At 45.4% G+C, this 7,881-nt stretch carries 7 protein-coding genes; all 7 read right to left on the minus strand.

All coding sequences use genetic code 11. The features are described 5' to 3' along the window. Positions 1–4: 4 nt before the first annotated feature. The 7 genes from purD to purE all read right to left on the minus strand — a co-directional run bounded on the left by purD (position 5) and on the right by purE (position 7,536). Positions 5–1,261 carry a phosphoribosylamine--glycine ligase gene (purD, locus tag A3KS_RS0108790; protein ID WP_026394620.1) on the minus strand — a complete coding sequence of 419 codons (1,257 nt, stop codon included), beginning with the start codon at positions 1,259–1,261 and terminating at the stop codon, positions 5–7. 267 nt (positions 1,262–1,528) lie between these two features. Beyond that, entirely contained in the window at positions 1,529–3,058 is a 1,530-nt protein-coding gene (gene purH / locus A3KS_RS0108795; RefSeq protein WP_026394621.1) for a bifunctional phosphoribosylaminoimidazolecarboxamide formyltransferase/IMP cyclohydrolase, read from the minus strand. Between the two features lie 47 nt (positions 3,059–3,105). Further along, the gene (gene purN, locus A3KS_RS0108800; RefSeq protein WP_026394622.1) at positions 3,106–3,744 is read right to left on the minus strand and encodes a phosphoribosylglycinamide formyltransferase; all 639 of its coding nucleotides are present in this window, start codon (positions 3,742–3,744) and stop codon (positions 3,106–3,108) included. Beyond that, complete coding sequence (purM, locus tag A3KS_RS0108805; protein WP_026394623.1) at positions 3,735–4,781, minus strand: phosphoribosylformylglycinamidine cyclo-ligase; 1,047 nt, start codon at positions 4,779–4,781, stop codon at positions 3,735–3,737. The genes purN and purM overlap by 10 nt, the downstream gene beginning before the upstream one ends. 50 nt (positions 4,782–4,831) lie before the next feature. Further along, on the minus strand, positions 4,832–6,220 hold the full coding sequence (gene purF, locus A3KS_RS0108810) for an amidophosphoribosyltransferase (protein WP_026394624.1): 1,389 nt from the start codon (positions 6,218–6,220) through the stop codon (positions 4,832–4,834). A gap of 79 nt (positions 6,221–6,299) precedes the next feature. Further along, complete coding sequence (gene purC / locus A3KS_RS0108815) at positions 6,300–7,007, minus strand: phosphoribosylaminoimidazolesuccinocarboxamide synthase (protein ID WP_026394625.1); 708 nt, start codon at positions 7,005–7,007, stop codon at positions 6,300–6,302. Between the two features lie 34 nt (positions 7,008–7,041). After that, positions 7,042–7,536, minus strand: coding sequence for a 5-(carboxyamino)imidazole ribonucleotide mutase (gene purE, locus A3KS_RS0108820; RefSeq protein WP_026394626.1), 495 nt, complete (start codon positions 7,534–7,536; stop codon positions 7,042–7,044). Positions 7,537–7,881: the final 345 nt, after the last annotated feature.

A 7,881-nucleotide genomic window follows, 5' to 3' on the forward strand; every position in this document is an offset into this window, starting at 1 on the left:
AATTTTAGTTAAACCTGGCAATATCGGTTCGGTATTGAGCACTTTCGAAATGGATTTTGCCGATGTTGGCGTAGACGGTTTTTCTGGCGGTTTCACGGGTTTCGCCCAGCGCGGTGACACAGAGGACCCGGCCGCCGTTGGTTTGTAGTTCGCCATTGACCAGCTTGGTTCCGGCGTGGAAGACGACGCAGTCTTTCACATCTTCAATGCCGGTGATGACCTTGCCTTTTTCGTAAGGACCGGGGTAGCCGCCGGAGGCGATGACCACGCAAACGGCTTCTTTATTACTCCATTTGATCTCACAATCAGCCAGCTTGCCATCGATGACGGCTTCCATGATGTCGACCAGATCAGATTCCATCCGCATCAGGACACTCTGGGCTTCAGGATCACCGAAACGAACGTTAAATTCCAGAACCTTCGGCACGCCGTTCTCGATCATCAGGCCAATAAACAGGATTCCTTTAAAATTCATGCCATCGGCAATAAAACCATCGATAATCGGATCCAGGATCTCGGCTTTGATGCGCTTGTTCAGGGTTTCATCAGCAAACAGCACATTGGGCGAATAGGTTCCCATCCCGCCGGTGTTCAAACCCTCATCATTGTCATAGGCTCGTTTGTAATCCTGGGCACTTTCCATCGGGACAATCGTTTTGCCATCAACAAAACAAAGCATCGAGGCTTCCTGTCCGGTTAAGAATTCTTCGATAACAACCTTATCGCCAGCTTCTCCGAATTCCCGTTTTTTCATGATCATTTCCATGCCTGCTCGGGCATCGGCTTCGTTTTCAGGAATCAGCACACCTTTTCCGGCGGCCAGACCATCAGCCTTAATCACCATCGGATAGCCATAAACACCCAGATCTTTGATAATTTCATCAAAATCGATATATTCTTTATAGGCGGCGGTGGGAATATTGTGACGGAATAAAAATTCCTTGGTAAAGGCTTTGCTGCCCTCAAACTGAGCACAATGTTTATTGGGACCAAAAACTTTTAAACCAGCCGCTTCAAAAGCGTCGACCATCCCCATCACCAAAGGAACTTCGGGACCGACAACGGTAAGATCAATCTGATGTTCTTTGGCAAAAGCCAAACAGCCGGGAATATCTTCAACCGACAAATCAACACATTCGGCCAATTCTGCCATACCACCGTTACCCGGGGCGGCATATATTTTTTCAACCCGGGGACTTTGGGCTAGCTTCCATGTTAACACATGCTCCCGGCCACCGGATCCTATCATTAATATTTTCATCTGTCTCTCCTTGTTTTGCTTTGTGTTTTCAAATCTTCGTGACAAATTGGAAACAGGCGATCACGGATCGCCCCTTCAATCAATCAAACCTTGTTTTGCTAAGAGAATTGTTCGAATTCAAAATAATATATACTAACTCAATTTTTTTCTTCAGAATTGCTTTAGCACAAGGCGGAAATAGTTTTGTCCGACGGGAGCGTATCTTACATACGTGACCAAGGACAAAACTATTTCCAACGCCGTGATTAAGCAATTATGTGGAAAAAATTAGTGTTTGAAGTGGCGCATGTTCGTAAACACCATCGCAATCCCCGCCTCATCACAGGCTTTGATTGAATCCGCATCTTTTCCAGCCCCACCGGGTTGGATGATGGCAGTAATACCGGCAGCGGCGGCAGCTTTAACACTGTCGTCAAAGGGGAAGAAGGCGTCCGATGCCATCACTGCACCTTTGACGTTTTCGCCAGCCTGACGAATGGCGTTTTCCAGGGCGCCGACCCGATTGACCTGGCCCGGTCCATTGGCTATCAGACATTTATTTTTAGTCAGGCTGATGGCATTGGATTTGGTGTTTTTAACCGCTTTCCAGGCAAACAGCAATTCAGCCATTTCGGCCTCGCTGGGCTGACGTTTGGTGACGACTTTTAACTCATCATACAACTTGGTATCGCGTTCCTGAACCAGCAGACCACCCAGCACTTTTTTTACTTCATAGCTAGGTTCGTTGTGAGTGATGTCGGCCAGCTCCAATAACCGCAGATTTGGTTTAGCTGCCAGAACCGCCAATGCTTCCGGGGTAAATCCGGGTGCAACGATCACTTCCAGGAAGGTTTCCACCATTTCTTTGGCGGCGGCTGCATCGATCTGTCGATTGGAAGCAATGATGCCGCCAAAAATGGAAACCGGATCACTGTCGTGGGCTTTTTTATAAGCCATCGCAATTTCTTCGTCACTGGCAATCCCACAGGGATTGGCATGCTTAACCGCGACTATGGTGGGTTCGTCCCCATATTCCTTCAAGATTTCCAAGGCTCCGTTGGTATCGTTGATATTATTATAGGAAAGTTCTTTGCCCTGGAGTTGTTTAGCTGCAGTGAGCGCTCCTTTAACCGGAACCACTTCGCCATAGAAAGCGGCTTTTTGGTGTGGATTTTCACCATAGCGGAGATCCTGAACCTTCTCAAAGGTCATCGTGATGGTGTCTTGTAAGACTTCCCCGGTGACCCGTTTTCTTAAGTAGTCGGCGATCATCGTGTCATAGTTGGAGGTCGTTTCAAACACTTTTAAGGCCAGGTTATAGCGGGTTTGATAGTTTGTTTTTCCGTTTGCTTCCAGCTCAGCCAGAACCACAGCATAGTCTTCCGGGTCCACCACCACAGTTACATCATTGAAATTCTTGGCTGCCGATCGCAGCATCGTTGGTCCGCCGATATCGATATTTTCAACCGCATCTTCAAAGGCGACCCCTTCTTTTAAAATCGTGTTTTTAAATGGATAGAGGTTGATGACCAATAAATCGATGGGGGTAATATCAAGTTCCGCCATCTGTTTCTGGTGATCGGGATTGTTGCGGATTCCCAGAATCCCACCGTGAATTTTAGGATGCAGGGTTTTGACGCGTCCGTCCAGACATTCCGGAAAGCCAGTCACTTCAGAGACGCCGGTAATTGTCAATCCCGCTTCTCTCAGGGCTTTGGCGGTTCCCCCGGTAGACAGGATTTCCCATCCCATTGCTGCCAGTTTTGATGCAAATTCGACAATCCCACGTTTATCCGATACACTTAACAATGCTCTCATTTTATTCCTCCAAATTTATAACTCTAACAAATTCCCTGTGTTTATATCTAATTTGATGCTGCTTTATTTTTAACAACGCGGCCTTCCACTGACAATTGGTCAAGACAAAAAGCCTTCACCGCCTGTGGTAAAAGCTCGTGTTCAATTTTAAGGACTTTCTGCTGAATCGATTCCGGCGTGTCATCATCGGTGACCATAACAGTTTCCTGCAGAATAACCGGGCCGCCATCAGCCACTTCATTAACAAAGTGAACCGTTGCCCCAGTGACCTTGACACCATAATCGATGACAGCCTGATGAACATGCATCCCGTAAAAACCAGCCCCGCAAAAAGATGGAATCAGGGCGGGATGAATGTTGATAATAGCATTGGGATAAGCTTCTACAAAGGCCGGGGTAATGATTTTCATATAGCCGGCCAGAACCACCAGATCGACATCATAGCCGCTGAGAATTTCGACAATTTTTTCATCAAAGGCTTCATTGCTGGGATAGCCTTTGGGATTGATGGCGACTGCCGGAATCCCGGCGGCATCACCCCGTTCCAAACCAAAGGCATGGCGGTTATTCGAAATCACCACCGCAATTTCGCCATATTTGTGATGAATGGTGTCAATCAGGGACTGAAAATTGGTCCCACCGCCGGAAACCAGCACGCCGATTTTTTTTAAAGATTTTACAGACATAAGTCGATTTTTTCCTCTCCTTTAACAATGGTGCCAAGAATAACCGGCTTTTCGCCCTTGGCTGTTAAACCGGATATAAAGGCTTCAACCTGGTCGGCTGGCAGAACTGCCACCAGACCGATCCCCATATTAAAGGTGGCATACATACTTTCAGCGGGGATTTTTCCCGCTTCCTGAATAAATTTAAAAATTGGTAGCGTTTCGATCACGCTGGCATCAACTTTGGCACAAAGTCCATCGGGAATCATCCGGGGAATATTTTCATAAAAACCGCCACCGGTGATATGGCTCATGCCCTTGATTCCGCACGGTTTGATCAGATCAGCCAAGGCTTTCACATAAATTCGGGTCGGTGTCAGCAAGGCTTCACCCAGGGTCATACCCAGATCGTTCACATAGGTATTAACATCCAGAGACAGATCTTTAAATAAAACCTTTCGTACCAGCGAAAAACCATTGCTGTGGACTCCGGAGGATGGTAGCCCCACCAGCACATCACCTTCAGCAATATTTGCGCCGGTAACAATATCATCTTTTTCGACGATACCCACCGCAAAACCAGCCAGGTCATACTCATCCAGGCCATACATATCGGGCATTTCAGCCGTTTCGCCGCCAATTAAGGCCATATTTCCCTGAATACAGCCTTCGGCAATTCCTTTGACGATGGTCGCGATTTTTTCCGGATAGTTTTTACCGCAGGCAATGTAGTCCAAAAAGAACATTGGTTGAGCACCCTGACATAAAATATCGTTAACACACATCGCTACGCAGTCCACGCCGATGGTATCATGACGATCCATCATAAAAGCCAACCGTAGTTTGGTTCCAACGCCATCGGTTCCCGAAACCAGGACGGGTTTCTGATAACCTTCGGGCAGTTCGAACAGCCCGCCGAATCCACCCAGGTGCGAAAGAACTCGATCATTAAAGGTCCGCTTTACATCGTCCTTCATTAGTTTAACCGATTCGTAACCGGCTTCCACGTCCACTCCGGCTTGTCGATAAGCATCTGTTTTTATCTGATTTTCTGACATGTTTCCTCCATCTATTTTTTAGTTCCAGTTAATTTAATTTCACTTGCGATTTAGTCGTTGGCATTTAAAATTGGCACTTCCATGGGGTATTCCCCATCAAAGCAAGCGCGACAGAAGGTTGTTTTTCCGCCAACTGATTCCGTTAAGCCATCCAATGAAATATAGGCCAGCGAATCTGCGCCTAAAATATCTCTGATTTCTTCGACCGTTTTCTTGGCGCCGATCAGGTATTTTCGCCGCGGGGTATCAATCCCGAAATGGCAGGTGTGTGCTACCGGTGGGCTGGTAACCCGGAAATGAACTTCAGTTGCGCCAGCCTGTCTCAAAATTTCAACCAGTCGTTTGGATGTGGTTCCCCGAACGATGGAATCGTCAATAATAATGACCCGTTTGCCTTTAATGGTTTCTTTTAATGGGTTTAGTTTAATTCGCACCCCTTCTTCTCTGAGCTTCTGATTAGGCTGAATAAAGGTCCGGCCGATGTATTTATTTTTAATTAAACCGACACCATAAGGAATTCCTGAAGCTTCAGCATAACCGATGGCCGCACCAATCCCTGAATCCGGCACCCCGATGACAACATCGGCATCAACCGGTGACTCTTTGGCAAGAATTTCGCCGGCTTTATGACGAGCCGCATAAACCGAGGTTTCATCCATCACCGAATCCGGACGGGCAAAATAAATCAACTCAAAAATACAGGCCTTCTTTTTAACCCAGTTGTTTTGACCATAACTGGTTAAACCAGTCTCGTCGATGACAACAATTTCGCCGGGCTCAACATCCCGAACCAGTTCCGCCCCAATAGCATCCAGAGCGCAGCTTTCCGAAGCCAGAAAATAATCTTCATCCTTCTTGCCGATGCATAGCGGGCGTAAACCATAGGGATCACGGACGCCTACCAGTTTATCCCCAACTGTGATTACCAGAGCATAGGCGCCTTTTATAATTTCAACCATCCGCTGAATCGCTTCAATCATCCCATGTCGTAAACTTCTGGCTAAAATATTAACCATTACCTCAGTATCAATGGTGGTCTGAAAAACAACCCCTGAGTCTTCCAGCATGTTTCTTAAAGCACTGTCATTAATGAGGTTCCCGTTGTGGGCCAACGCAATTTGGCCAACACTGTGGTTGACTGTTAAAGGCTGGGCATTGGTGACACCATCTTCTCCTGAGGTGGAATAACGGACGTGCCCGATTCCGATATTTCCTTTAAGCTGCTTTAATACGTTGCCTTTAAAAGCATCACAGACCAGGCCTGTTTCTTTGTGGGTTAAAATTTTCCCCTCTTTGTTAACCGAGATACCAGCGCTTTCCTGCCCTCGGTGTTGCAGCGCATAAAGTCCATAATAGATATAGGAAGAACAGTTACTCTCTTTGGATTTGAGATAAGCCCCCATTATTCCACATTCATCGCGAAACTTGTCATTTATCATTGGTGTGTGCATCCTCCAGGTATTTGATTTTAATTTTCCGGCAATCTTATATTATTTAATATGATAATGGTGCTTTGTTTTAAGCCTGAACCCGTTTTAGCATTTCTTCGTATGCTTCTTCGATGTTGCCAAGGTTTCTACGGAAGCGGTCTTTGTCCAATTTTTCATTGGTTTCCACATCCCAGAAACGACAGGTATCTGGTGAAATTTCATCAGCCAAAACAATTTGACCGTCATTGGTTTTACCAAACTCGATTTTAAAGTCAACCAGGTTGATCCCTTTTTCCAAAAAATATGCTTTTAAGATCTCATTAATTTTAAAGGTCATTTCCCGGATCACTTCAATTTCTTCGGCAGTGGCCAGTTCCATGGCAATAGCATGATAATCATTGATAACCGGATCCCCAAAATCATCGTTCTTATAGCAGAATTCAAAGATTGGTGACTTTAATTTTAGACCTTCTTCCAGCCCCAGGCGTTTACAAATAGAGCCGGCCGCAGTGTTGCGGATAATGACTTCCAGTGGAAAAATAGTAACCGCTTTAACCAACTGTTCATTTTCGGAGAGAATTTTGACAAAATGGGTGGGAATTCCTTTTTCTTCAAGCATCGTGAAAACAACACCGGTCATTTTATTGTTGATGATACCTTTACCGCCAATACTGCCTTTTACCTCACCGTTGAAAGCGGTGGCATCATCTTTATACTCAATAATAAATTCGTTGGGATTGTCGGTTTTAAAAACTTTTTTGGCCTTTCCTTCATACAACTGTTCTAATTTTTCCATCTTAATCTCCTTTATTTCTTATTGATGATGTGATTTATAGTATTTCCTGAACTTTTTCATTTTTCGCAACGACTTCATCGTTGAGCTGAATTTTGAAAGCCTTCATTTTTTCCCGGATTTGCGGATATTTGATTGACAACATCTGGGCTGCTAAAATCCCGGCGTTCTCGGCCCCGTTGACGGCTACCGTGGCAACCGGTACGCCGGATGGCATCTGGACAATTGACAAGAGCGAATCCAGTCCGCCTTGAAAAGAAGTTTGAATGGGAATGCCGATGACCGGAAGTGGTGTGATTCCGGCGATGACTCCCGGCAGGTGGGCCGCTTTTCCGGCGGCAGCGATGAAAACTTCAATCCCTCGGTCTTCGGCAGTGGTGGCATATTCAAATATTTTGTGTGGATTCCGGTGGGCTGAAATAACTTGAACATCATATTCAATGCCAAATTTCTCCAGTGCAATCAGACATTTTTTGACGATGTCAAAATCAGAATCACTGCCCATGATAACAGCAACTTTAGGTGTACTCATTTTTATCTCCTTCGGTGTTTGCTTCTTAAATTTTCTAACATTAGTTTTGTTATTTACTCAACTTTCCCAGCTCTAAAATTCAGCTGAGACTTTACAACAACACATTCTGTGGCTTCTAAAAACAGAAGTTGACAGAAAAACGCACCCAACGTCTGATATAATGTAGATGCAAACCAAACAAAAATCAGACAAGAAAGGTGCATACCACTATGATAAACCAAAACACCCCATCTGAACAGACAAAAATTGCATTTTTAAAAGCTTTTAAAGCATTGAGACTGGGAACATTGCTGAGACAATCTGGCATCCGCAAAGCACAGGGGATTTCAGTTACCGAAGTTTTTG

It is taken from the genome of Acetobacterium malicum subsp. dehalogenans DSM 11527, assembly GCF_000472665.1.
In the GTDB taxonomy this organism is placed as follows: domain Bacteria; phylum Bacillota; class Clostridia; order Eubacteriales; family Eubacteriaceae; genus Acetobacterium; species Acetobacterium malicum.